The 21622-nt window shown below is 61.8% G+C and carries 19 protein-coding genes; 9 read left to right on the forward strand and 10 right to left on the reverse strand.

Annotated features, from left to right (window positions below; genetic code table 11):
- Positions 1-82: 82 nt before the first annotated feature.
- The 3 genes from QOL62_RS11360 to QOL62_RS11370 form a co-directional block, all read right to left on the reverse strand.
- Positions 83-499, reverse strand: coding sequence for an acyl-CoA thioesterase (locus QOL62_RS11360; protein WP_103730848.1), 417 nt, complete (start codon positions 497-499; stop codon positions 83-85).
- A gap of 177 nt (positions 500-676) precedes the next feature.
- A complete protein-coding gene (locus QOL62_RS11365) occupies positions 677-1807 on the reverse strand; it encodes a glycoside hydrolase family 130 protein (protein WP_283406313.1) in 1131 nt (376 codons plus the stop codon).
- A 77-nt stretch (positions 1808-1884) separates the two neighbouring features.
- The gene (locus QOL62_RS11370) at positions 1885-2166 is read right to left on the reverse strand and encodes a Clp protease/crotonase-like domain-containing protein (protein WP_283406314.1); all 282 of its coding nucleotides are present in this window, start codon (positions 2164-2166) and stop codon (positions 1885-1887) included.
- A gap of 176 nt (positions 2167-2342) precedes the next feature.
- Here QOL62_RS11370 and QOL62_RS11375 point away from each other — a divergent pair, with 176 nt between their 5' ends.
- The 5 genes from QOL62_RS11375 to QOL62_RS11395 are packed head-to-tail and all read left to right on the forward strand — an operon-like array spanning position 2343 to position 6999.
- The gene (locus QOL62_RS11375) at positions 2343-2831 is read left to right on the forward strand and encodes a MarR family winged helix-turn-helix transcriptional regulator (RefSeq protein ID WP_103730851.1); all 489 of its coding nucleotides are present in this window, start codon (positions 2343-2345) and stop codon (positions 2829-2831) included.
- Positions 2821-3888, forward strand: coding sequence for a phosphotransferase family protein (locus QOL62_RS11380; protein WP_283406315.1), 1068 nt, complete (start codon positions 2821-2823; stop codon positions 3886-3888). The genes QOL62_RS11375 and QOL62_RS11380 overlap by 11 nt, the downstream gene beginning before the upstream one ends.
- Positions 3889-3934: 46 nt before the next feature.
- Positions 3935-5254: an acyl-CoA dehydrogenase family protein gene (locus tag QOL62_RS11385; RefSeq protein WP_283406316.1), complete on the forward strand. Its 1320-nt coding sequence runs from the start codon at positions 3935-3937 to the stop codon at positions 5252-5254.
- A gap of 1 nt (position 5255) precedes the next feature.
- Positions 5256-6011: an SDR family NAD(P)-dependent oxidoreductase gene (locus tag QOL62_RS11390; RefSeq protein WP_283406317.1), complete on the forward strand. Its 756-nt coding sequence runs from the start codon at positions 5256-5258 to the stop codon at positions 6009-6011.
- 10 nt (positions 6012-6021) lie between these two features.
- A complete protein-coding gene (locus QOL62_RS11395) occupies positions 6022-6999 on the forward strand; it encodes an NADPH:quinone oxidoreductase family protein (protein ID WP_283406318.1) in 978 nt (325 codons plus the stop codon).
- A 47-nt stretch (positions 7000-7046) separates the two neighbouring features.
- Here the strand turns inward: QOL62_RS11395 and QOL62_RS11400 are convergent, their stop codons facing one another.
- Positions 7047-7349: a putative quinol monooxygenase gene (locus QOL62_RS11400; RefSeq protein WP_233204179.1), complete on the reverse strand. Its 303-nt coding sequence runs from the start codon at positions 7347-7349 to the stop codon at positions 7047-7049.
- Positions 7349-7651, reverse strand: a complete 303-nt coding sequence (locus QOL62_RS11405; protein ID WP_103730856.1) for a putative quinol monooxygenase — start codon at positions 7649-7651, stop codon at positions 7349-7351. The genes QOL62_RS11400 and QOL62_RS11405 overlap by 1 nt, the downstream gene beginning before the upstream one ends.
- 288 nt (positions 7652-7939) lie before the next feature.
- Between QOL62_RS11405 and QOL62_RS11410 the strand changes: the two genes are divergently transcribed.
- The 3 genes from QOL62_RS11410 (at position 7940) to QOL62_RS11420 (ending at position 14123) form a co-directional block, all read left to right on the forward strand.
- Entirely contained in the window at positions 7940-10417 is a 2478-nt protein-coding gene (locus QOL62_RS11410) for a TonB-dependent receptor (RefSeq protein WP_283406319.1), read from the forward strand.
- Positions 10418-10470: 53 nt separating this feature from the next.
- A complete protein-coding gene (locus QOL62_RS11415) occupies positions 10471-12615 on the forward strand; it encodes a PQQ-dependent dehydrogenase, methanol/ethanol family (protein ID WP_283406320.1) in 2145 nt (714 codons plus the stop codon).
- A gap of 155 nt (positions 12616-12770) precedes the next feature.
- On the forward strand, positions 12771-14123 hold the full coding sequence (locus QOL62_RS11420) for an aromatic ring-hydroxylating oxygenase subunit alpha (RefSeq protein WP_103730891.1): 1353 nt from the start codon (positions 12771-12773) through the stop codon (positions 14121-14123).
- 48 nt (positions 14124-14171) lie between these two features.
- Here the strand turns inward: QOL62_RS11420 and QOL62_RS11425 are convergent, their stop codons facing one another.
- From QOL62_RS11425 to QOL62_RS11435, 3 genes are all read right to left on the reverse strand, one after another.
- A complete protein-coding gene (locus QOL62_RS11425) occupies positions 14172-14930 on the reverse strand; it encodes an SDR family oxidoreductase (protein ID WP_283406321.1) in 759 nt (252 codons plus the stop codon).
- Between the two features lie 68 nt (positions 14931-14998).
- Complete coding sequence (locus tag QOL62_RS11430; protein ID WP_283406322.1) at positions 14999-15919, reverse strand: SDR family oxidoreductase; 921 nt, start codon at positions 15917-15919, stop codon at positions 14999-15001.
- A 103-nt stretch (positions 15920-16022) separates the two neighbouring features.
- Positions 16023-16712, reverse strand: coding sequence for a TetR/AcrR family transcriptional regulator (locus QOL62_RS11435; RefSeq protein WP_283406323.1), 690 nt, complete (start codon positions 16710-16712; stop codon positions 16023-16025).
- Between the two features lie 260 nt (positions 16713-16972).
- Here QOL62_RS11435 and QOL62_RS11440 point away from each other — a divergent pair, with 260 nt between their 5' ends.
- A complete protein-coding gene (locus tag QOL62_RS11440; RefSeq protein ID WP_283406324.1) occupies positions 16973-17629 on the forward strand; it encodes a GntR family transcriptional regulator in 657 nt (218 codons plus the stop codon).
- 281 nt (positions 17630-17910) lie between these two features.
- On the opposite strand, the gene QOL62_RS11445 is transcribed toward QOL62_RS11440, so the two are convergent.
- The gene (locus tag QOL62_RS11445; protein ID WP_283406325.1) at positions 17911-20286 is read right to left on the reverse strand and encodes a TonB-dependent receptor; all 2376 of its coding nucleotides are present in this window, start codon (positions 20284-20286) and stop codon (positions 17911-17913) included.
- Between the two features lie 294 nt (positions 20287-20580).
- Positions 20581-21612 (reverse strand): glycosyltransferase family 4 protein, encoded by a 1032-nt coding sequence (locus QOL62_RS11450; RefSeq protein WP_283406326.1) that lies wholly within the window; start codon positions 21610-21612, stop codon positions 20581-20583.
- Positions 21613-21622 lie beyond the last annotated feature (10 nt).

The following is a 21622-nucleotide window of genomic DNA, read 5'->3' on the forward strand; positions in this document are numbered from 1 at the left end:
CGAAAAGGCAGGCTCCTGGGATAACGAATGGAGCCAGCTTGCGAGCGGCGCGCTTCGTCAGCCACGGCAGCCGGTGGCGACTTCAGGCCGGTTCAGTCTGGCCCGTCTGGAAGAAACGCTGGATCGTATCGCGGGCGAGTCTTGCCGGGCGGCGGGTGTCTGCATCGATGCAGCACCAGCTTGATTTCACCTCCGCCAGCACTTCTTCGCCGCGGCGGATGACCGTTTCGTAGAATGCGCGGGCCCCCTGCACCTTTTCGAGGAGCACGGTAGCGATCACATCGTCGTCGATGAAGGCCGGGCGGCGATAGGTTATCTCATGCTTGAGCGCCACCCAGAGGTGCCGGGCGACAGCGTCAGACGGGGCAAGGGCGCGCCAGTGATCGAGGACGGCAGCCTGTACCCACTTGAGGTAGCTTGCGTTGTTGACATGCCCCATGAAGTCGATGTCTTCAGCATCGATTCCAACAGGGTAGAAATGGGGGATGGCGGTGCTCACAATGGCTCCTTGTACCATCCCGGCGGCTCGAAAGGTAGCGCAAAGAGTCCCTTCGGGCACCGGATGGATAGGATTTTCTCTTGGCGACACAGGAGCGAGACGCCTGTGCCAACGAATTCCGCGCAGAAGGAAGCGGCCGCTTCCCCGTCACGGACCTGCCGGATCGAAACCGCAGGTTCAGCCGGCGAATCGGCTCTTTGGTATGTGAGTGATCCGGCAGGCCAGATCGGCCTCCCCGGAAGCGACCACATAGTGATCCCCCGCGTCCGCGATGCCGGTGGTGAAGACGACGTCCCGCAGGTACATCAGGTCCTCCAGCGGCCGGGTCAGCTCGGCGTCCGATTCCAGCAGCGGCTCGTGCTCTGTCCGAAGAACGCAACTGGGATCGTTCTTGTCGAGCAGGGACCAGTAGGTGCGGTAGACGCCCACCACCTCTTTAGGCTCCACGCCATGCCACAGCGTCAGCCATCCTTCGTCCGTGAGAATGGGCGGCGTGCCGCCCCCCATGCGGGCCGTTGCGACGGTCGCCGCGTGCGGACGAATGCCGGGCTTGTGCCAGGGCTTCCAGAACAGGGCATCGGGAGAATGCGCCAGGTTGATGGAGGGACCCGCCCGCCACTCGCTCCCGGGTGGGTAGGCAAAGTACAGATCGCCCAGCGGCCGCGTCTGTGCCCAGTACTGTCCCTCTATCAGGCCTTCGAAGATCAGCATGTCCTTGTTTTGGTGATCCAGGACGATCGCTTCGAATGTCCAGTCCAAGCCGTCTTCGGAGCTGTAGAGCGTGGTCGAGTGCCGCTCCGGGCTGACCGAACACGTGGTCATGAGATATCGGTCGCCGACCCGGCTGATGCGAGCATCCTCGACTCCGTAGCACTGGAAGTCGTACGCAGGCGCAATCGCACGGTCGTAGTGGAATGCAACGATCTCCAGACCGTCCGGCGAAAGCTCCACTGGAAGCAGCCATGAAAGCGATGTCAGCGCCATGATGCGCCACCCTCCTCCGCGCAGCATGAACTTGCGCGGATCGGCGGTGTCAACGTATTCCAACGGCCAGGCGTCGAGCACGTAGCGGCCCCTTGCGCTGTCGGATTCCCAGCGGATGGCATGCACGTGGCCGCTCCGCACCGGGTGACGGAGGGCCTCTGCGATGCGGACCATGGCAAGAAGGTTGCCGTTCGCCAGACGGGTCAATCCCGGGTTGAAGGCGCCAAGAACATACGTTTCGGCGTCGAGCTGCCCCGCCAGCGGCGAGCGGGAAAGGTCGACGTCCTGCGGAGTGATGACGAGGCGATCGACCGGATATTTCATCGGATCACATCCTCAGGAATTTGTGTGGCTGCTCCGATCATCGATCGCCCCTCATCTTGTATGCCCGGCAGCATGGATCATTCCGAAGACGGTTCGCCGCTCGCGGCTTCTCGGCCGGCGTTCCGACGTAAGGCATCGCGATCGGGCACCTTGCCTTCGGCTGGAAGCTGGCTGTCGTCCGCGCCGGTGGCCCAGACTTCATCCCCGTCCGGAGCAAAGGGTTTCGCTTCCTTGCCGGCCACGGCTTCACGCAGTTCCTGCTCGTTCACCCGCTGGGCGTCGACGCCGTTCAGCACAGGAGCAGAGGCTGCGTTCGTCTTCGCGGCTTCGGCTCGGTTTGCGGTGGTCTTGTCATGCATGGGGCATCTCCTCCCGCACAGAACCGCGTCAACGCACGCGATGTTCCCGGCTTTTAAGAAGGGCGAGAGGAGTCCCCTTTCCGAACAGTCGAAGTCAGGCAAGGTATGGGATACCACCGGAGCGATGTTATTCGGCTCGCATTGACGCAATCATGTCAAATTGACACGATCATGTCATGAGCAGACATCCGCTTGTTCCTCTTGTCGACGAGACACTTCGCCTGAGCAGCCGCTTGCGCAGCGTCTTTGCCGATGCGCGCAAGGGCTGCGGGTTGAACGACAGTGAGCAGATGGTCCTCAACTCGGTGGTTGAGGCGGCTCGGGCCAACAACCGCGCACTCACCGTCGCCCAGATAGCCCGCTCCATGGGCTATGATCGCCAGCTTGTGCAACGCGCCGCCAATTCCCTGCGGCAGGCGGGACTGATCGAAGCTGTGGCGAACCCCGACCACAAGCGTGCGGTGCTGCTGGGACCGACGGCCGAGGGTCTCGAGCTCAAGAGGCGGATAGACATCCGCGCCGATGCGATAGCGGCTGAGTTGATGCCGTCTCTGGATGAAGGGCAAGTCAGCGACGCAACGGCGATACTGAACGGGCTGCGCAAACAGATCGAGGCGCATCTCAGGACTGCGGGCAACCCCCGAGGAGACGACCATGGAAGCTGACCTCGATCAACTTGCGCCCATCGGTCCGCTGACCGACTGGTTGGACGCGAACGTCCCCGAACTCGGCCGTGGGCCGCTCAGGACGTCGATTCTCTCCGGGGGCACATCCAACGTGGTGCTGACCCTCGACCGGGGGGAGAAGCCAATGGTGATGCGTCGTCCTCCGGCCGTTCCTCCGCCGGGGGCGGAGAAGGGCGTTCTGCGCGAAGCGCGCGTCCTCACGGCCCTGGGGGCAACGCAGGTTCCCCACCCCCACTGCTACGGTTCCTGCGCGGACACGGCCGTCGTCGGCGCGCCCTTCTACGTCATGGAGAGGGTGGCGGGATGGGCCCCAAATCTGCGGGACGAGAAGATCCACAATGAACCGCCGTTCAATGCGATGCCCTACGAATATGGCATTCCCTTCGCCATCGTCGACGGACTCATAGCTCTGGCGAATGTCGATCATGAAGCGATTGGGCTGGGGGATTTCGGCAAACCGGGCAAGTTCCTGGAGCGGCAGGTCAATCGCTGGGCTGGCCAACTCGCGTCTTACAAGGAGCGCTACGGGTATGAGGGCCGCATACTCGAAGGCTACGCCGAAACAGAGGAATGGCTCCGCTACGCCCGTCTCCCGGACGAAGTGCGCGGCATCATTCATGGCGACGTGGGAACGCCCAACATGATGTTCCATCACGGCCCACCAGCCCGGCTCGCGGCGATGATCGATTGGGAGTTGTCGACCATCGGCGACCCGATGATCGATCTCGGCTGGTTCACGGGAGGTCTTCGCGACGAGGAGGACCCGTACAAGGAATTCCCGATCGCGTTGAACAACCCGGCGAACCTGCCCACCAAGCAGGAACTCGCCCGCTACTATTGTGCGGGGACCGGCAGGGATATCCGGGACTTCGAATGGTTCTCCATCCTTGCCAAGTTCAAGTCCGGCTGCCTCCTTGAATACAAGGTTGCCCAGGCGGAAGCTGGCATTCTGCCGAAGGAGACGGGGCGCTTCTTCGCGCGGATCGTGGAGAATTGCTTTCGCGAGACGGCGGCACAGATCGCGCGGCAGGCCTAGTCATAACAAGAGCGTAGCCGCCGCCTGCAGCGGCCGAGAGGATGTCATGATAGACTTTTCCATAGAACCCGAATTCCAAGCCAAGCTCGATTGGATGGAGACATTCGTCCGCGAGGAATGCGAGACGATGGACCTGCTCTGGCCCGGCAATTCGGTGAACTTCGAAACGCATCGGAGCGACGCAAGACGGCACCTGAAACCGCTTCAGGAGCAAGTGAAGGCCAGGGGGCTTTGGGCCTGCCATCTGGGTCCCAACCTCGGCGGGCCGGGCTACGGCCAGGTCAAGCTGGCCCTGATGAACGAGATCATCGGCCGTTCCTCCTGGGCTCCTACGGTGTTCGGCACGGCAGCGCCGGATACCGGTAACGCCGAGATCCTGGCTATGTTTGGAACGGCTGAGCAGAAGGAGAAGTACCTGCAGCCGCTCATGGACGGCGATATCGTCTCCTGCTTCTCGATGACCGAGCCGCAGGGCGGTGCTGATCCAGGTGAGTTCACCTGCCGCGCGACAAGGGTGACGAACAACAGCGGCGAGGAGGAATGGGAGATTGAAGGCGAGAAGTGGTTCTCGTCCAACGCGAAGCTCGCGACTTTTCTGCTGGTGATGGCGGTCACCGATCCGGCCGCGCCTCTTACAGAGCGGATGAGCATGTTCATCGTGCCGGCCGACACGCCCGGCATCAGGATCCTGCGCAACGTGGCGATTGTCGGAGACACAGACCCGGAAGAAGGGCACCACGCCCATATCCACTACGACAAGGTGCGCATCCCTGCCGATCATATGCTGGGTGAGTTCGGAGGCGGCTTCAAGGTTGCGCAGGCGCGCCTCGGCGGCGGGCGCATCCACCACGCCATGCGCACTGTCGGCAAGTGCCAGCGTGCCCTCGAGATGATGCTGGAACGCGCCGTGTCGCGCAGGACGCGCGGGAAACTCCTGGGTGATCACCAGATGGTCCAGTCCAAGATTGCCGATTCAATCCTTGAGATCGAGCAGTTCCGACTGCTGGTCCTCAAAACGGCGTGGATCATCGACGAGGTTGAAGCGGGCAGGATGCCGCACGGCTCGGCGCGCAAATGGATCGGCATGTGCAAGATCGGCCTCGTCAAGCTGTACCACGACGTGGTTGGCCGCTCGCTCGAGCTTCATGGATCGCTCGGCATCTCGCTCGATATGCCGCTGGCACACTGGTACGCCGGGCACTGGTCACTGGCCTTTGCCGATGGCCCGACGGACGTCCACAAGTCGCAGCTCGCGCGGGCCTATATGAAGACCACGACGCCTGCCGACGGGCTATTCCCGACCGAGTATATCCCCACGCGTACGGCCGAGGCCTTGAGGCGATATCCCAATGCAAGGGAGGCCTGAAGTGGACCCACTGTTCGACTTTACGGGCAAGGTCGCTCTCGTGACGGGCGGTTCCCGCGGACTCGGCTACCAGATGGTGCGGGCTTTCGCGGAACGCGGCGCCGACGTCATCGTCGCAAGCCGAAAGCTGGATGCCTGCGAAGCGGTGTGCGAGGAGATGCGCGCGCTGGGATGCAAGGCTCTGGCGATCAGCGCCCATGTCGGCCGCTGGGACGACTGCGAACGTCTTGTCGAGGAGGCGTGTTCGCGGTTGGGTATGATCGATATTCTCGTGAACAATGCCGGTATGAGCCCGCGGACGCCCAGCCACGAGGTTTCGGAAAAGCTTTTCGATTCCGTGCTGGGTCTCAACTTCAAGGGGCCGTTCCGCCTGTCTTCGCTCGTGGGCAAGCGGATGTTCGATCGGGCCGAGGCGGGTGGCGCCGGCGGCTGCATCATCAATGTCACTTCCTCCGGTTCGATGATGCCTCTGCCGCAGGTCGTGCCGTATGGCTCATCCAAGGCCGCCTTGAACGCGATGAGCCGATCGCTGGCTTGGGAGTATGCACCGCATGTGCGCGTCAACACGCTTTCGCCGGGCGCCTTCCGGACCGATATTGTCGAAGCCTGGCCGGACAAAGGGCAGGGGCCGATCCCGATTCCCCGCGGCCACGCTGCCAACCCCGAAGAAATCATCACGGCAGCTCTGTTTCTTGCCAGCCCGGCTTCGGTGAACGTGACGGGTTCGCTGGTACGCTGCGATGGCGGCCAACATTAGGGAGGGTTTCATGCCGTCAGCTGTCATTGGGCGTAGCTTCGGGCCGCCCGAGGCCTATGCCCTGGAAGCGTTCGACCCGGGTCCGCCGCAGGAAGGAGAGGTCCGCGTCGCCATCAAGGCCGCAGGGGTGTCCTACGTCGATGTCCTCACCGCCATGGGCCGGTACCAGTTCAAGCCACCTTTGCCCTTCATCCCGGGCAGCGAGGCGGCGGGCGTGGTGGAAGCCGTCGGCGCGGGCGTCACTCACCTGAAGGAGGGGGACCGGGTCTTCTGTGGCGGTATCGGCGGGGTCTTTGCGGAAGCGAACCGGTTCAAGGCGGCCGGTATGACCAGGGTGCCTGACACCATGAGCTTCGAGGAAGCTGCCGTTTTCGCCGTGAATTATCAGACTGCATGGTACGCCCTGACCGATCGCGGACGAGCGAAGGCGGGAGAGACCCTGCTTGTGCTGGGCGCGGCCGGTGGGACGGGTTACGCGGCGATACAGGTAGGCCGGCATCTGGGAATGCATGTCATCGCTTCCGCTTCAACGCCGGAAAAGCGGGCACTCGCCAAAGCGGGAGGCGCTCACGCCACCGTCGTAACGGGGGCGCAGGACTGGCGGGAGCAGGTCGCTGCCGCAAACGGCGGCAGGCCGATTGACGTAGTCTTCGACCCGGTCGGAGGCGACGCCACGGAACCTGCTTTCCGCAACCTCGGCTACGACGGCCGGCATCTCGTCATCGGTTTCACCGCCGGCATCGCGGCTCTTCGTACTAATCTGCCCCTGCTCAAGTCCGCGAGCTTGATCGGAGTGCAGATGCGGGATCATGCACTCAAGCGCCCGGCCGAAGCAGAGGCCATGCGCCGTGCCGTCATGGAGCTTGCGGCACAAGGCGCATTCTCACCCGCCATAGCAGAGCGGCGTCCGATTTCGGACCATGTTGCGGCTATGTACGCGGCGTTTTCCGGGGAAGCGGCAGGCCGCGTTGTCCTGACCATGGACTGAACGAGCTACCCCGCCGCTGACCCGAAGCGCCGGATGGCGGGACGGCTTCATTGCAAGGCGCGATAGAAATCCAGCTTCATGTCCTCGGCCAGGCAGGAGAGGATCGGTGGAACAAGCCGATCGTGAAAGTCGATATGCATGTGTTTTTCATAGGCCGCTTCATCGCGGAAGGTGGCGACGATCTGGAACAGGTCCGGATCGGTCTCCGACTGGAACAGCTCGTAGATCAGCGCATCCGGCTCGTTCTCGAAGACCAGCTCCCTGAGTTCGGATTGCAGAGCGATCATGTCGGCACGTTTTTCAGGACGGGTCCGCAACCGCGCGATGAAGCTTTTGGCGGCAATGGCCATCATGCCCTCCCGTGCGGAGCAAGATCGAACAGCATCTCGCGCTCGTACGTGCCTTCCATGCAGGCGACGATCTGTTCTATCAGGGGCTTGTTGTGGTCGTAGGCCATGTGCGCCTGGTCGGCAGCCTCATCCACGAAGCTTTCGTGAACGGCGTACATGCCCGGATCGGCCAAGCGGAAGAACTTGTAGTGCAACGTTCCCGGCTCCCGTGCCGAAAGCTCCTCCATTTGCCGTGCAAGGGCAATGAAGTCATTCTCCCGGTCATCGCGAACGCGGAAGCGAGACAGGAAACTGAAAGCCATGTGTGGCCTCTCCTCTCAGGGGCGAGCACAAGGCCCGCAGCGTCTCTCCGATGCCGCGCCTTTTTCTGACGCGTACCGGCGGGAGCATAGGCGATGCGGCTGAGAAAACAATCACGAATGTTTGGCATTTGCTTGCTCTTTCGAGCAGCCGAAGTGCATCTGCATTGCCTGCGGATACATCTATGGGAGAATGGCACAAAAAAACATACATGAATGATTGCCAAACGCCGTCAGCGTGATACTTCTTGGTGGAACCCGCAAAAAATGGCGGGGCACTAGGAGAGAGGCATGATCACCAGGCAGCTTTACTGCTCGTCTTGCGCGTTTGCCCTTGTCGCCGGACTTGCAGGCACTTCCGCGTTCGCACAGGCTACAGCCCCGGCGGACGCGGCGTCACAGTCCAGCGCGCAAACCAGCCCCGGATTGGCAGAGATCGTCGTGACCGCGACCCGGCGCGCCACTGACCTTCAATCCACCCCCGTCTCCGTTTCAGCAGTAGACAGTACGCTGATCGCGCAGGCAGCACCGCGCGACCTTGGCGATTTGGCGGCGTTCGTGCCTAATTTTTCTGCCGCGACCATCGCGAACTTCAACGCGGCGAGTTTCGCTATGCGCGGGGTCGGCCAGACCTCGATCATCGTGTACTTCGAACCGCCGGTGGCGGTGCTGGTCGATGACTTCGTCGTGCCCTCCGTGCAGACACAGTTGCTGGATACCTTTGACATCGCGCAGGTCGAAGTCCTTCGCGGCCCGCAAGGAACGCTGTTTGGCAAGAACACCACCGGCGGTGTAGTGACGGTACGGACCAAGCGGCCGCAACTGGAGTATGTGGGCGTAGATGCCCGTGCCGAATTCGGGGATTTCGGTCAGCGGAAGGTACAGGCTGCGATGAACGTGCCCATCGGGGACATCGCGGCCGTGCGGATCGTCGGTGGTTACGAGAAATCCGACGGTTACTACAAGAACGGTGCCTGCTACGGACCCGTGGCCGGCTTCGTGCCCAACAAGTTCCAGGGCGCGCAGGGGTGCCTTGGCGGCGAGACTCTTGGCGGGAAGGACGTCTGGCAGGCCCGCGCGAAGTTACTGGTGGAGCCGTCGCCGGACTTCAGCGCGCTTTTCCAGTATGAATGGATCCGCGACCGCTCGGACTCGGTGCCGTCGGTTAACGAGAACTATCTCTATACGGGCACCAATCCGTTCCTGACCGATCTTCTGGGGCTGACCGATCCCGATGCACAAGGTACGGATCCGCTCAAGCGGGCGGGGTACACCGGGCGCCACGACGGCCTGATGTACATGGACAAAGGGCAGCGGATTTCAGTTGACGGCTTCTACGCGAACCTCGAATACAACACCGATGTGGGCACCATCACATCGGTGTCCGGGTATCGGTCTCAACGGTCCCGCCTTCCCAATTCCTACGCCGGCGCCACAGCGATTGCACCGGATGGTCAATACCTTTCCTTCTTCGATGCCACGCGCGACGATAACCGGAAGACCTGGCAACAGGAACTGCGTTTCGCATCCGATCTGGAGGGGCCGTTCAACTTCGTCGCGGGTGGCTTCTATCAGCGCGACAAGATCGACTTCTGCGTGGCGCAACTGCTGGGCTTCCTTGACCTGACGGCGGGTCCCCTTCCGTTCGGCAACAACAACGACGCTCCCTATCTCCTGTGCAACGCGCAGCGGGCCAAGTCGCGTGCACTGTTCCTGGAAGGCACGCTGAAGCTGGGCGAAAAGCTGACGATAACGGCGGGCGGGCGCTACACCTGGGACGACAAGACCTGGCTGGGACGGCAGCAAACGTACATCCCGGCGCTGAATGGCGGTTTCGACCCCAGCATCGTCATCGATGAAGCGCTGGACGCAAGCGTCTACAACTTCCCAGCGGGCGTGGTCACCGTGAAGGACAAGTGGCGTGAGCCGACCTATCGGGCCAGCATCAGCTATCAGGCAACGGATGATCTCTTCATCTTCGGCGGCTATTCACGGGGTTACAAGGGCGGCGGCTTTAACGATCAGATCGGCGGGTTTGCCGCTTTCGGAAGCGACCTCGACGCGTTTCGGCAAGCCGCCCGCGCAACGAGCCCGGAAACCGCCGACAGTTTTGAGGCGGGCATCAAGTCCCAGTTCCTGGACAACCGGGTCCGCTTCAATCTCACCGGTTTCTACGTAAAGTACAAGGATCTGCAGAAGCAGCTTAACGTTCCGATCCAGGTGAATGGACAGCCGAACCAGGTGACGCTGTTCGTCAACGCCGCCAGCGCCACCGTCAAGGGCATCGAGGCCGAGCTCTCCGCCACTCCGATCGAAGGACTGACCCTGCGGGGGGTGCTTGGTTATCAGGACGGCAAATACAACAGCTACACCGCGGAGAACGCAGGGTACGATCTTGCGTCCGCGCCGCTGGACCGGGCGCCCAAATGGCAGTGGACCATCGACGGTGCCTACTCGCTTCCGCTTGGCAGTGATCACAAGATCACGCTCAACGGCAACGTGGCTTACACCGGACGCAACCTCAACACGCAGGCCATCGATGACCCGCTCGGCAATACCTTCCTCAACGCTCGGACGCTGGTGAACGCATCGCTCACGCTCGCGCAGGCTGATGAGCGCTATTACGTGCGCGTGATCGGCAGGAACCTGACTGACGAGCGTTATCGGGTCGGCATTCAGAACGTCGCCGGGCTCTGGCTCAATTCGCAGTACGGGCCGCCTCGCTATTTCGGCGTCGAACTTGGCGTCTCTTTCGGTGACCATCTTTGAAAACCGGCAGGGCAAGAAGATCCGGTCCGTCCCCGCGAACGAAAGGAGCGTCGGTGAGGAGTGTTCGTAATGTGCGAAGCCACGCCCTTGTGATCGGAGTGGCATGGTCGCTTGCAGCATGCGGATCCGAAGGCCGCATCACAGAGGAGAAAGGGGCCACCACCGCAACCTGGGAGCGACAACTCGACGACGCCAGCGACGGGGAAGACTGGCCGGCCTTCGGTCGCACCTATGGCGAGCAGCACTATAGCCCTCTGGAGGACATCAACACCGGCAACGTCGCGGATCTGGGCCTTGTCTGGGCGGTGGACCTGCCCCCGGGCAACCCGGCTACCGGCCCCATTGAAGTCGGCGGCACCGTATACCTGGCGGCCGGCTACTCCGTCGTGCGAGCCATTGACGCGGTATCCGGGAAGGTAAAGTGGGAATACGATCCCAAAGCGCCAGAGGCTTCCGGCGTGCGGCTTCGACAGGGATGGGGCAGCCGCGGCATCGCCTACTGGAACGGGAAGGTCATCACGGCCACTCAGGACGGCCGCCTCATTGCCCTTGACGAGAGGAGCGGCAAACCCGTCTGGACGGTCCAGACGCTGGAGGAGGGGGCGCCGATGTTCATCTCCGGCCCACCGCGCGTATTCGACGGAAAAGTGATCATCGGAAACGCAGGCTCTGACGAGAGCGCTGTGCGTGGCTTCGTGACCGCTTTCGATGCAGACAGCGGAAGGCAGCTGTGGAAATTCTTCACGGTTCCCGGCAACCCGGCAGACGGCTTTGAGGACGAAGCTCAGGAAATGGCCGCCGGGACCTGGAGTGGTGAATGGTGGAAGTATGGGGGCGGCGGTTCTGTGTGGAACGCCATCACCTACGACAAGGCCAATAACCAGATTCTGCTGGGCACCGGGAACGGAGCGCCATGGAACCACAAGATCCGCTCGCTCGGCAAGGGTGACAACCTCTTCGTCTGCTCTATCGTGGCTCTGGATGCGCAGACGGGCAAGTACAAGTGGCATTACCAGATCAATCCCGGCGAAAGTTGGGACTTTAATGCCGCCATGGATATGCAGCTTGCCGACCTGACGATTGGGGGCGTCCGGCGCCAGGTGGTCATGACGGCTCCCAAGAACGGCTTCTACTACGTCATTGACCGGAAGGACGGCAGGCTCATATCGGCAGAGCCCTTCGTAGACGTCACCTGGGCGAAGAAGATCGATTTGGCGACGGGACGACCGGTCGAAAATCCCGGGATACGCTATGAAACCGGAAGGGCTACGTTCCGGCCGACACCGCTTGGAGCGCATAGCTGGATGCCGATGGCATACAGCCCCAGGACAAAGCTGACGTACATCCCTGCGATCGACCTTCAGGTCCATTTCGACGATACCGGCATCACCCGGGAGAACTTCAAGTTCGCCGAAGGGATGGCGTTGTCGCCGGGGGTCGGCTACGCGATTGATGCGGGGGGTAAGGATGTGACAGGCTGGCTCATCGCCTGGGATCCGGTGGCGCAGAAGGCCCGTTGGAGGCTGCCGATGCCAACCCATGGCAACGGCGGGATCATGGCCACTGGCGGCAACCTCGTGTTCCAGGGCCGGCCGGATGGCGGCTTTTCTGCATACGATGCCGGCACGGGCAAGCGATTGTGGAATTTCGACGCGCGGGCAGGGGTCGTGGCGCCTCCGATCACCTATCGGGCGAATGGCCGGCAGTACGTGACGGTGATCGCGGGTATCGGTACAAGCGTGGGCCTGTTCGGCCCCATGTTTGCGCAGTACAATATCGACTATCGGACTCAAGCGCGGCGGGTCCTCACATTCGCCATCGGCGGCAAGCAGCAATTGCCGCCGCGCGTGCCCTACAAGGCTGTCGCCTTCGACGATCCGGGTTTCAAGCCAGACGCTCCCAAGGCTGCAAGGGGCGAGGGCATTTTCGGCGGGCGTTGCGCGGTGTGCCACGGCACGGCGGTGATTGCAGGCGGAACGGCGCCCGATCTTCGGGTCTCTCCCATTCCTGCGGACCCGACCGCATTTGCCGAGGTCGTGCGCAACGGCGCGCTGGTACCGGCGGGAATGCCCAAGTTTGGTGAGTTCACGCCCGACCAGCTTGAGGCCCTGCGCCACTATATCCGCACGCGTGCCAATGCGCTGCGCAGCGGACGCGGGGAGGAGGATACAGGGTCCGCGCACAAGACCGGCGAGTGAGCCTTTGATCGCCCCGCAGTTCACGCTGCGGAGTCGGGAAAACGGCCCTCCCGTCTTGAAAAACAGTCATGACTGTTTTCTAATCAAAGCTCACCCGCAAAAGCGAGTCGTGCAAGAAGCGGCCGCCGGGTTGATCCCGAGGAGAGGGAACCATGATGAAGCTCGACTTCGACGACTGGAACATTCACGTCGGTGCCCCGCACCCCTTCAACGCCCGGGCCGTGCCCAAGATTGATAACGGGACCGAACGTCCGGATCCGCGCCGCTACCACGACCCGGATTTCATGCGGGAGGAGTGGGACAAGGTATTCGCGCGTAGCTGGCTGCTAGCGGGTCCGGCTTCAGATATCCCTGAGGCTGGCGACTTCTTCACGTTCACGATCGGCCCGGAAAGCTTCATCGTCGTGCGAGGAGAAGACGGCGTCATTCGGGCGCATTACAATGTTTGCCCTCACCGCGGGAGCCGGCTGGTCACCGCTGATTTCGGATCGATGGACCGGTTTACCTGCCCGTTTCATTCCTGGAAGTTCGATCTGGAAGGGCGCAACCTGGCGGTGACGGACGAGGAGACGTTCCGTCCCGAGGTGCTGTGTCATGGCCATGACCTCACTTCGGTGCGATGCGAGGTGGCGGTAGGCCTTGTGTTCATTTGCATGGACACCGATGTGGCGCCGCTGAGCCAATGGCTTGCCCCGATTCTCCCGCAGCTGGAGCTTTACGATATCGACAAGATGTACGTCGTTCAGCATCGCCGGTCTGACTGGGGGGCCAACTGGAAGGGCGGCGTCGATGCCTTCGCGGAAACCTATCACCTCCATGCCGTTCATCCGCAGACACAGGGCCTGATGGATGATCGTACGCAGATAGACCTTTGGCCTGGCGGTCTGTCGCGCCAGTTCGTGCCTTTCGCGCAGCCGGCCTCCCGCTATCCCGATCAGGAGACGGTAAACCCGGGCATCCAGTCCATGCTCAGCGATGCCGGCGTCGATCCGAATGAATACCGCGGGACTGCGGCCGAGGCCCGGCATACCGTGCAGCAGGCGAAGCGCCGCCGCTCAGACGAACTGGGGCTCGGATATGACCGGTTCAGCGACAGCCAGCTCAGTGACTCCGTCGTCTACAGCTTGTTCCCGAATGTGCAGATCGGATGCCATCCGGAGGCGATCTTCCTTCATCGATTCCTGCCGCACGCCGATGACCCCAACCAGTTCACTTACGACACCTGTATCCTTTATCGCCATGTAGATGCCCCCGGCTACCGCGCTCCCGCGTGGATGGGGCTGGCCGAAGGTACGGACATGTCGGGCGGTACAAGGCCTGAGGTCGTGCACACGCCTTTGGGAGCACCGCCGGGACTGGGGGAAGTCCTTGATCAGGACTCCGATCTTCTCCCCATCGTCCAGGCGGGCGCACGATCAAGGGGCTTTCGCGGACCCTTGTGGAGCGAACAGGAAGGTCGCTTGCGGCACTTCCACGCCGAACTCGATCGACGCATGACGGCTCCCTGATAGCCGGCACCTTGCCGGGAAGCCGTCGCTTCCCGGCAAGGCCTGCGTTTAGAATGGCCGGATAGTAACGCCGTTATCCACCACAAGCTCCGCCCCGGTAATGAAGCGCGACTCGTCCGATGCAAGGAACAGCACGAGCGCCGCCACGTCCTTCGGATGACCCGGCATGCCCGGTGGCAGCACGCCGTCGGGTATGTCCTTCGGCTGATTCACACGTCCCTCCGCCATTTGCACCATGGCCGTTTCTATCGACCCGGGGTGCACGGAATTGCAGCGAATCTTGTATCCTTTTTCCTGACACATCACCGCGACCGACTTGGTCATGGACCGCACCGCGCCTTTGGCCGCCGAATAGGCGAAGAAGATGGGATACCCAAGCAAGGCGCCCGTCGAACTCATATTGATGATGGATCCACCATTACCCTTGTTCATCAGCGGGATGGCGTGCTTGCAGCCGAGGAACACCCCTTCGGTCATGATGGCGTTAACCCAGCGGAACTGCTCCAGCGTCGTGTTCTCCACATCTGCGCTGAGGACGACGCCTGCATTGTTGACGAGGATGTCGAGGTGGCCGAACCGCGCCTCGATCTCCTCCATGACCGCGACCCACTGGGCCTCGTCCGCCACGTCGAGGGCCATTGCGAGAGCGCCATTGCCGATGCGGTCGGCCACGGCCAACGCCGGTTCGAGCTTCACGTCGGTAACCACCACGGTTGCACCTTCGCGAGAAAGGGCCTCGCAGTCGGCTGCCCCGAGGCCGGAGCCGCCGCCGGTGACCAGTGCAATCTTGCCTTCAACCCGTCCCATGGCTCTCTCCCAGTCAGCCTGTCGAATGTCCTTTCGCCGGACGGTAAGCGACCGTCCCTGATGGCCTACTATGCCGCTCCGTCTTCCCTAAAGTAATCGGGGATACCCGCAGGCCAGATCACGCCCCATTGCGCCTGTCCGCCATCCATGATGATGAGGTCGCCGTTGATGAAGCGGGCCGCCGGGGAGGCGAGATAGGCAATCGCTTCGGCCACGTCCCAGGCGTTGCCCCGCATCTTCATGGGGTTCGCCTTGTGGAAGCGGGCGAGCGCTTCCTCGGGATACATGCGGAACCCCTCTGTCTCGATCACACCTGGACCTATGCAGTTCACCCGTATGTTCCACTGCGCCCACTCGGTGGCGAGGGTCTTCGAAAGATAGATGACACCGGCCCGTGCGGCGCAGGTATGCGCGGCCTGCGGCATGCCGCGTTCCACGTTCGCAACGATATTGACGATGTTTCCGGGCTTGCCGTCAGCCCGCCAGCGCTTGGCGGCTTCCTGCATCATCCACCAGGTTCCGTTGAGATTGGTGTCGATGACCGCCAGCCACCCCTTGCGGCTGAAGTCGATGGCGTCCTGTGGGAACTGGCCGCCCGCGTTGTTCACCAGTGTATCGAGGCCGCCGAAATGATCGTGAACCGTGCCGATCAGGGTCTCGATGGCTTCAGGGTCACGTATGTTCGTCGGCACCGCCAGCACGTCCGTTCCAACTTCATCGCGCACCAGGTCGACGGTTGACTGCAGTTTGTCCGGGTCACGGCCGCAGATCGCCACGTTTGCGCCCAGCCTGGCGGCAAGCAACGCGGCCGCCTTGCCCATGCCGCTTCCCGCACCGGAGACCAGCAGGGTCTTTCCGTCCAGCATACCCTCACGATAAATCGTGGATTGCTGGCGCAGAGCTTCTTCGTCGAGGCCGCGGGCCGGGCGATCCGGTCCGTCATCTTCAGGGCGGAATGTCTTGGGGGTGAAAGATCGGGGCGCGTTCAAATCTGTCGTCCTTGCGAATCACCACGGGGTCTGCGGCAGTGCAGGTCTTCCTGCCACACAGCACCCTAACCCCCGCAGCATAAAAAGACAAACAGGACTGTTTTTATTCAGGCGACCTCATCTCGGCGCGCGGCATCAGCTTACGAATCTGTTCCTCCAGATAAGTGAGCATGGGCGGCACTTTGGCCTTGTCCATCGCACCGGTCTGAACGGCAATCGCCATGCCTTCCAGAATGGTTTGCGACAGGCTCATCGCAAGTTCAAACTCTGCGGGCGCCTCCCGCCATTCGGGGAAAAGCGTCTCTGCGAGAGCATTGAATCGTTCGCGGAACTCTTCCTGTAGCGGAAACAGGATTGCTCCCAGATCCTTGTCAGTCCGCGCGGCCACCGCCAGTTCGTGGAAGGCGATGAAGGCCGGTTTCTGCACCTGCGCCCAGTAGGTTTCGACAAGCGTGTCGACGTCGTGATCCTCCGGCCTCTCGGCCGCGCGACGGAAGGCCCGAAGGCGCTTCTCGTGAAGTTCGATGATTGTCGCCTTGATCATGGCTGCACCATTTTCGAAGTGATGCATCATTGCGCCGCGTGACAGCCCTGCTTCGGCAGCGACGCGCGGCGTCGTGGTGTTGGCATATCCATGCTTGACGAGACAACGGACCGTCGCATCTATCAATCGGGCCCGGGTCTGGGCTGCCTTGGTGGCCTGCAGGCTGGCGCCTCCGGCCTTTGCAGGAGCCTTGCTCCTGGCAGGAGCCGCTTTGGTCGCACGGGAAGTTCGGGTGCGCGAGAGAGCCATATGATCCGCCTGAAATTCTACCACCGCTATTGGCGTATCTTCAGGCGCTTACGCCGCCGCGGCTGCCTTGGGCAAGAGCGCTGATTGAAGCCCGGAAGGCCGTAGAGCGTTTCAGGAGACTCTTGGAACGAATATACCCCCCTTAGTATACAATCCGCTTCAAGACAGACAGGAGTCGTGGCACATGGAAGCGTTCGCAACGTCTGCTTGGTGCGGAGGCACGAAGCGATGTGCAAGATCGTCTCTTCAGGGAAAGTGTCGTGTCCAAAGCAAGCGATCAGGCCTACCTGGAATTGCGTGGCCGGATTTTATCGGGTGCCCTCGCGCCTGGCACACAGCTCAAGGAAGAAGAGCTTGCCACCATCTGCGGGGTGTCGCGCACCCCGGTCCGGGAGGCTATTCGTCGGCTCGAGGCCGAGCTCTTCGTCCGGCGTACGGACAGCCAGCGTTCCTTTGTCGCGCAGTGGTCCATCGATGACATAGAAGAGGTGTTTACCTTACGGGGAATGCTTGAAGCCTACGCCGTCCGGCGCGCAGCGTCACGCTGCGACGAGGGCGTGCTGGCGAAGCTCGCTTTGATTAATGAGGCAATGCGGGCCGTCATTGAAGCATCGGATTTCGACGTTCAGACGTACCTTGCGGCCAACGCGGAGTTTCACTCTCTCATTCTGCAGACTGCGGCATCCGACCGGCTGGCGTCCTTGCTTGGCAAGTTGGTGATGCAGCCGGTCGTCCAACAAACCGCGCTCGCATACGATCGCGAGCAGCTCCTGCGCAGCTACAGCGAGCATGTCGAAATCACCGCCGCACTGAAGCAGGGCGACCCGGACTGGGCGGAAGCCCTGATGATCGCCCATATCCGCCGCGCCTTGCATGCACGGCTTCCTGCTGCCTCGGCGCGTGGCAGCAACCGGTGATGCGCCCCGGCTGACGAGGCCGTTTCGAAAGCTGCGAACTCGAAGATGCACGCGCGTACCGCGAGGCTTTCCGACAGCAGATGCCGCTTGAGAATCACCTGTGACACTTTCCCAGGCAGATCGGGAAAGTGTCGGAAATGACAGTACCTCACGCCGATCCATCAGTAAGGGCCCCGATCCTATTTTACATAAGATATATTATCCCATACAGGGAGTTGCTTTACTGACGAGGGAAAGCAGTGGCACACCCGCTGTGTGCCACTGCCCGCTTTCAGGTCGGATCAGCGCGAGCCGAACGCGATGCGGCCTGTGATGCCGAACTCCCGAGGTGCTACCATGCTTACATTGGTGTAAGTACCGGTGAAGGTGGCGGGCGCGCCCCCTGCGGCAGCATTACGATACGGCGTGGCGAGTGGGCCGTTGCCTACCGAAAGCACCGTACGATTGTTCGTCAGGTTCTTCACGAAGGCCGATACTTCCCAGGCTCCATCGGCGGCCCGAAGGCCGGCGTAGAGGTTCAGGAGAGCATAGGCTCCGTAATCGTCGAAGGCATTGACCGGATCATTCTGGCTGTTACCGTTCCACGAGAGCAGACCCCGCAGATATCCGTCCATGCTATCCGTAACCGGCAGCGAGTACTCGCTCTGAATATTCCCGCTCCACCGCGGTGCGTTGGCGGATCGCTCGGAAACGTTGCAGGCGGCGAGATTGTCCGCCCCGTATGCCGCCTGAAGCTCCGCCACAGTGGGAGCGGTAGTCACGATGTCGGGAATGCCATCCTTGTTGAGGTCGTTACACGCCACCAGGCCGTTGCGGATCTTGCCATCCGCATAAGCGACATTGGCGCTGAGACTGAAGTGGTTGTCGGGCCTGTACGTCAGTTCGGCCTCAAAGCCACGCACTCGAACCGGTACCGGTGAGACGAAATTGAACAACCGGGTGCTTGGCGTGACCGTTACAGCTCCTGACGCGTCGCGGGCGGCATCATACTGAACAAAATAGACGCCGGAAGCAGAGCGATAAGGATAGTTCTTGAAGTCCTGCTGGTAGACTGCAAGGTTGAGCCGCAGCTTCCGATCCAGCAAGTCCAGCTTCACCCCCGCTTCGTAGGATTTTGATGTCTCGGGCGGAAGGATGAGGAAGCTGTTCTCCAAAGGCGATCGCGCAACGCTGAAGTCTCCGGTCACGCTGATGCCCGGGCGGAACGAAGTACCGAAATTTACGTAAGCCATGATGGAATCGTTGAAACGATGCTTGGCAGAGGCCGCGAAGATCGTCTTTGAGAACTCCCGGTCGTCGTTGGCTGCCGGCACGATGTTACCAGCGACGGCCAGCGATGCCTTGTTGCTGAACTTGATGTGCCGTGCGCCACCGGAAAACTCGGTCCCTTCCCCCAAATGGACAGTGATGTTGCCGAAGAACGATTCTTCCTTGCTGGAGCCGCGACGTGCGATTGGTGTCGTGATAACCTGGATAAGCTGACCGTTCGGCAGACCGAGGGCAGTATCCTGAAGGAGATCCGACGGTGAGTTCAGCGTCTGTCGGAAATAGCCTGCAACGTAGTCAAACATGTCAAAGACCCGCGCTTCGTTCTGCAGGCGGACCTCGTGACTGGTGCCCTTTGTATAGGTGTGAGTCACAGTGCCATCGTAGGGCTCATCGAAGAATGCGTTCGGATCGCCCAGGTTAGGGTCTGCCGAGTTGATGTCCTGCTCAAGACGACTGCCGACATACGTGAGCTTCTGTCCGGCGAACTGCAGCGCGGCCCGCCACGTGAACATGTCGTAATTCTGCTCAATCGCGCGCGGGAGGCGTGCGACGCCAAGGCGTTCGCGTGCGCTGATCGGCCGCGGACTGCTTGGAGCGCCAAGCGAGTAGTTGCTGAACGATGCGACCTGGGCGAACTGGGCACTTTCCGTGTTGACGTTCTGGTACATCCCATCGAAGCTGAGGAAGTCCGTCGGCGTGAAAGCAACGGTGACACGGCCTGACTGCGCGCGGTTGAACGGCTTGCGGTCGTTGTTGATGCTGCGGACTCGGTTACCTTCGTCATCCTGGAGCAGCCCGGCGACACGAACCGCGAGGACATCGGCGACAACCGGAATATTCAACGCGAGATTGCCATTCCACGTGCCGATGTCGTTCACCGTCGTGTTCACATAGCCGCCGACTTCCTGCATGTCGGGCCGCCTGTAAGTGATCGTGATGGAGCCGGAAGGCGATGCACGGCCGCGCAGCGTGCCCTGGGGGCCGCGCAGGACTTCGATCTGGCCGATGTCGTACAGGGCCTGGAACAGCGGCCCGGAGCTCATCGGGGCATCGTTGAGATAATATTCGATGGTGCCGTTGTTGCCGCTGGCGTTCACGTCGAAGTTGACGCCACGCACGGATGACGTGGTGCCGATCCCGTTAGCGTTGGAAGCCATGTTCAAGCCGGGAACGAGAGAGGTGATTTCCTTGAATTCTCGGATATTGAGCTTCTCGATCGTATCCGACGTCACCGCATTGACCACCAGCGGAACCTCCTGGGCGCTTTCGTCACGGCGGCGGGCTTCGACCACGATTTCATCAAGATAGGCGCCTTGGTCCTGCGCCACCGAAGGTGACGCGAACGCCAGAAGGCTGACGCCTGAAACGAACAAAGCCTGCACTCTCATCCGGCACTCTCCCTCGTGCCCGATCAGGGTCTTCCCGCCGGGCTTTCGTTGATAGGCGGGGCAGTACGCCCGCCATCTTCCCGCGGGAAACTGACGTAGTTTCAGCTTTGCCGATAGTAGCCACTCTCTAGATCGCTAAGACGATGAGAAGGCCCAATTCTGATACCTTTCCCTCATCCGCGATTTCGTCCCCGATCGGGGATTGCGCAGGTGGGAGCGCTTAGCCGGCGGATGTCGTTCTGCCGGCGGATTCGGGTCCGCATTGAGCCGGCCGCCACCTGCAAGCTGGCACAATCACGCCGGTACGGCTCCAGCAGGACGCCGGCGGTCCCTGTCCAGGATATCGTGATACAGGGCGATGTAATCGTCAGCCATCCGCCTGACGCTGAAGCGTTCCTCCACGCTGCGCCTGACCTTCAGCCGGTCGATCTCGTCCACCCGCTTCACTGCGGCGACGGCCTCTTCAGGCGTCTCCACGAGGAAGCCGTTGACGCCATCTTCGATGATCTCCCGCATCGAACCGCGTCTCGTAGCGATGACCGGGGTTCCACAGGCCATTGCTTCCACCACGGAGAGGCCGAACGGCTCGTCAAAATTGACGAGGTGCAGAAGCGCCCGGGCCTTGCCGAGGGCCCTGAGCCTGCCCTCACCTCCGGCCGGTCCCCAGAACCGGGCGTGCTGCGGGTCCAGGCGAGGCTCTACCTCGCGCGCGAAGTAGCCTTCGTCCTGCACGATGCCATGAAGGTCAAGGAAGCGCCCCGAAGCACGAGCCACATCGAGCGCCTCCTTGGCTCCCTTGTCCGGATGGATGCGACCGAAGAAGAGCAGGTCGTCGGAGCCGTCCGGGTTGTGCGGAAAGGTCTCCAGATCGATGCCATGATGGATTGTCGCTTCGTAACGCAGCGATGGGTGGCGGTCGGCCGCACTGATAGCCACGAAATGCACTCTGTCCTCGAAAGGCTTGTACATGGGCAGGATGCGATCGGACGAGAAGCCGTGGATGGTCGTCACAAGCGGTGTGTCGACCAGCCTGGAAAAGGCGTGAGCCGGGAAGTCTGCCTGGTTGTGGATGATGTCGAACTCACCGGCACGTTCGAAAACATGCGCGAGATGGCGGTATTCCCAGACCTTCGCATCGATCGACGTGTCCTCGCTGTAGGGCGCCGGGACCACGCCATCAAGGCGTCCGGCGGTCCTGCTGTCCAGCGTGGCGAAAAGGGTCACGTCGATGCCGCGCGCCACCAGTTCTTCCGTCAGCAAGCTCGTCACCAGTTCCCAAGGGCCATAGTGCCGAGGCGGCGTGCGCCAGGCGATCGGCGCAAGCATGGCTATCCGC

This window comes from Novosphingobium panipatense, assembly GCF_900182875.1.
Taxonomy (GTDB): Bacteria; Pseudomonadota; Alphaproteobacteria; order Sphingomonadales; family Sphingomonadaceae; genus Novosphingobium; species Novosphingobium panipatense.

Coding starts and splice junctions, on each gene's coding strand:
- QOL62_RS11445 (WP_283406325.1), bottom strand. CDS start 20,286: ATGAGAGTGCAGGCTTTGTTCGTTTCAGGCGTCAGCCTTCTGGCGTTC.
- QOL62_RS11435 (WP_283406323.1), bottom strand. CDS start 16,712: ATGGCTCTCTCGCGCACCCGAACTTCCCGTGCGACCAAAGCGGCTCCT.
- QOL62_RS11410 (WP_283406319.1), top strand. CDS start 7,940: ATGATCACCAGGCAGCTTTACTGCTCGTCTTGCGCGTTTGCCCTTGTC.
- QOL62_RS11395 (WP_283406318.1), top strand. CDS start 6,022: ATGCCGTCAGCTGTCATTGGGCGTAGCTTCGGGCCGCCCGAGGCCTAT.
- QOL62_RS11420 (WP_103730891.1), top strand. CDS start 12,771: ATGAAGCTCGACTTCGACGACTGGAACATTCACGTCGGTGCCCCGCAC.
- QOL62_RS11400 (WP_233204179.1), bottom strand. CDS start 7,349: ATGGCCATTGCCGCCAAAAGCTTCATCGCGCGGTTGCGGACCCGTCCT.
- QOL62_RS11380 (WP_283406315.1), top strand. CDS start 2,821: ATGGAAGCTGACCTCGATCAACTTGCGCCCATCGGTCCGCTGACCGAC.
- QOL62_RS11425 (WP_283406321.1), bottom strand. CDS start 14,930: ATGGGACGGGTTGAAGGCAAGATTGCACTGGTCACCGGCGGCGGCTCC.
- QOL62_RS11385 (WP_283406316.1), top strand. CDS start 3,935: ATGATAGACTTTTCCATAGAACCCGAATTCCAAGCCAAGCTCGATTGG.
- QOL62_RS11375 (WP_103730851.1), top strand. CDS start 2,343: ATGAGCAGACATCCGCTTGTTCCTCTTGTCGACGAGACACTTCGCCTG.
- QOL62_RS11405 (WP_103730856.1), bottom strand. CDS start 7,651: ATGGCTTTCAGTTTCCTGTCTCGCTTCCGCGTTCGCGATGACCGGGAG.
- QOL62_RS11450 (WP_283406326.1), bottom strand. CDS start 21,612: ATGCTTGCGCCGATCGCCTGGCGCACGCCGCCTCGGCACTATGGCCCT.
- QOL62_RS11370 (WP_283406314.1), bottom strand. CDS start 2,166: ATGCATGACAAGACCACCGCAAACCGAGCCGAAGCCGCGAAGACGAAC.
- QOL62_RS11365 (WP_283406313.1), bottom strand. CDS start 1,807: ATGAAATATCCGGTCGATCGCCTCGTCATCACTCCGCAGGACGTCGAC.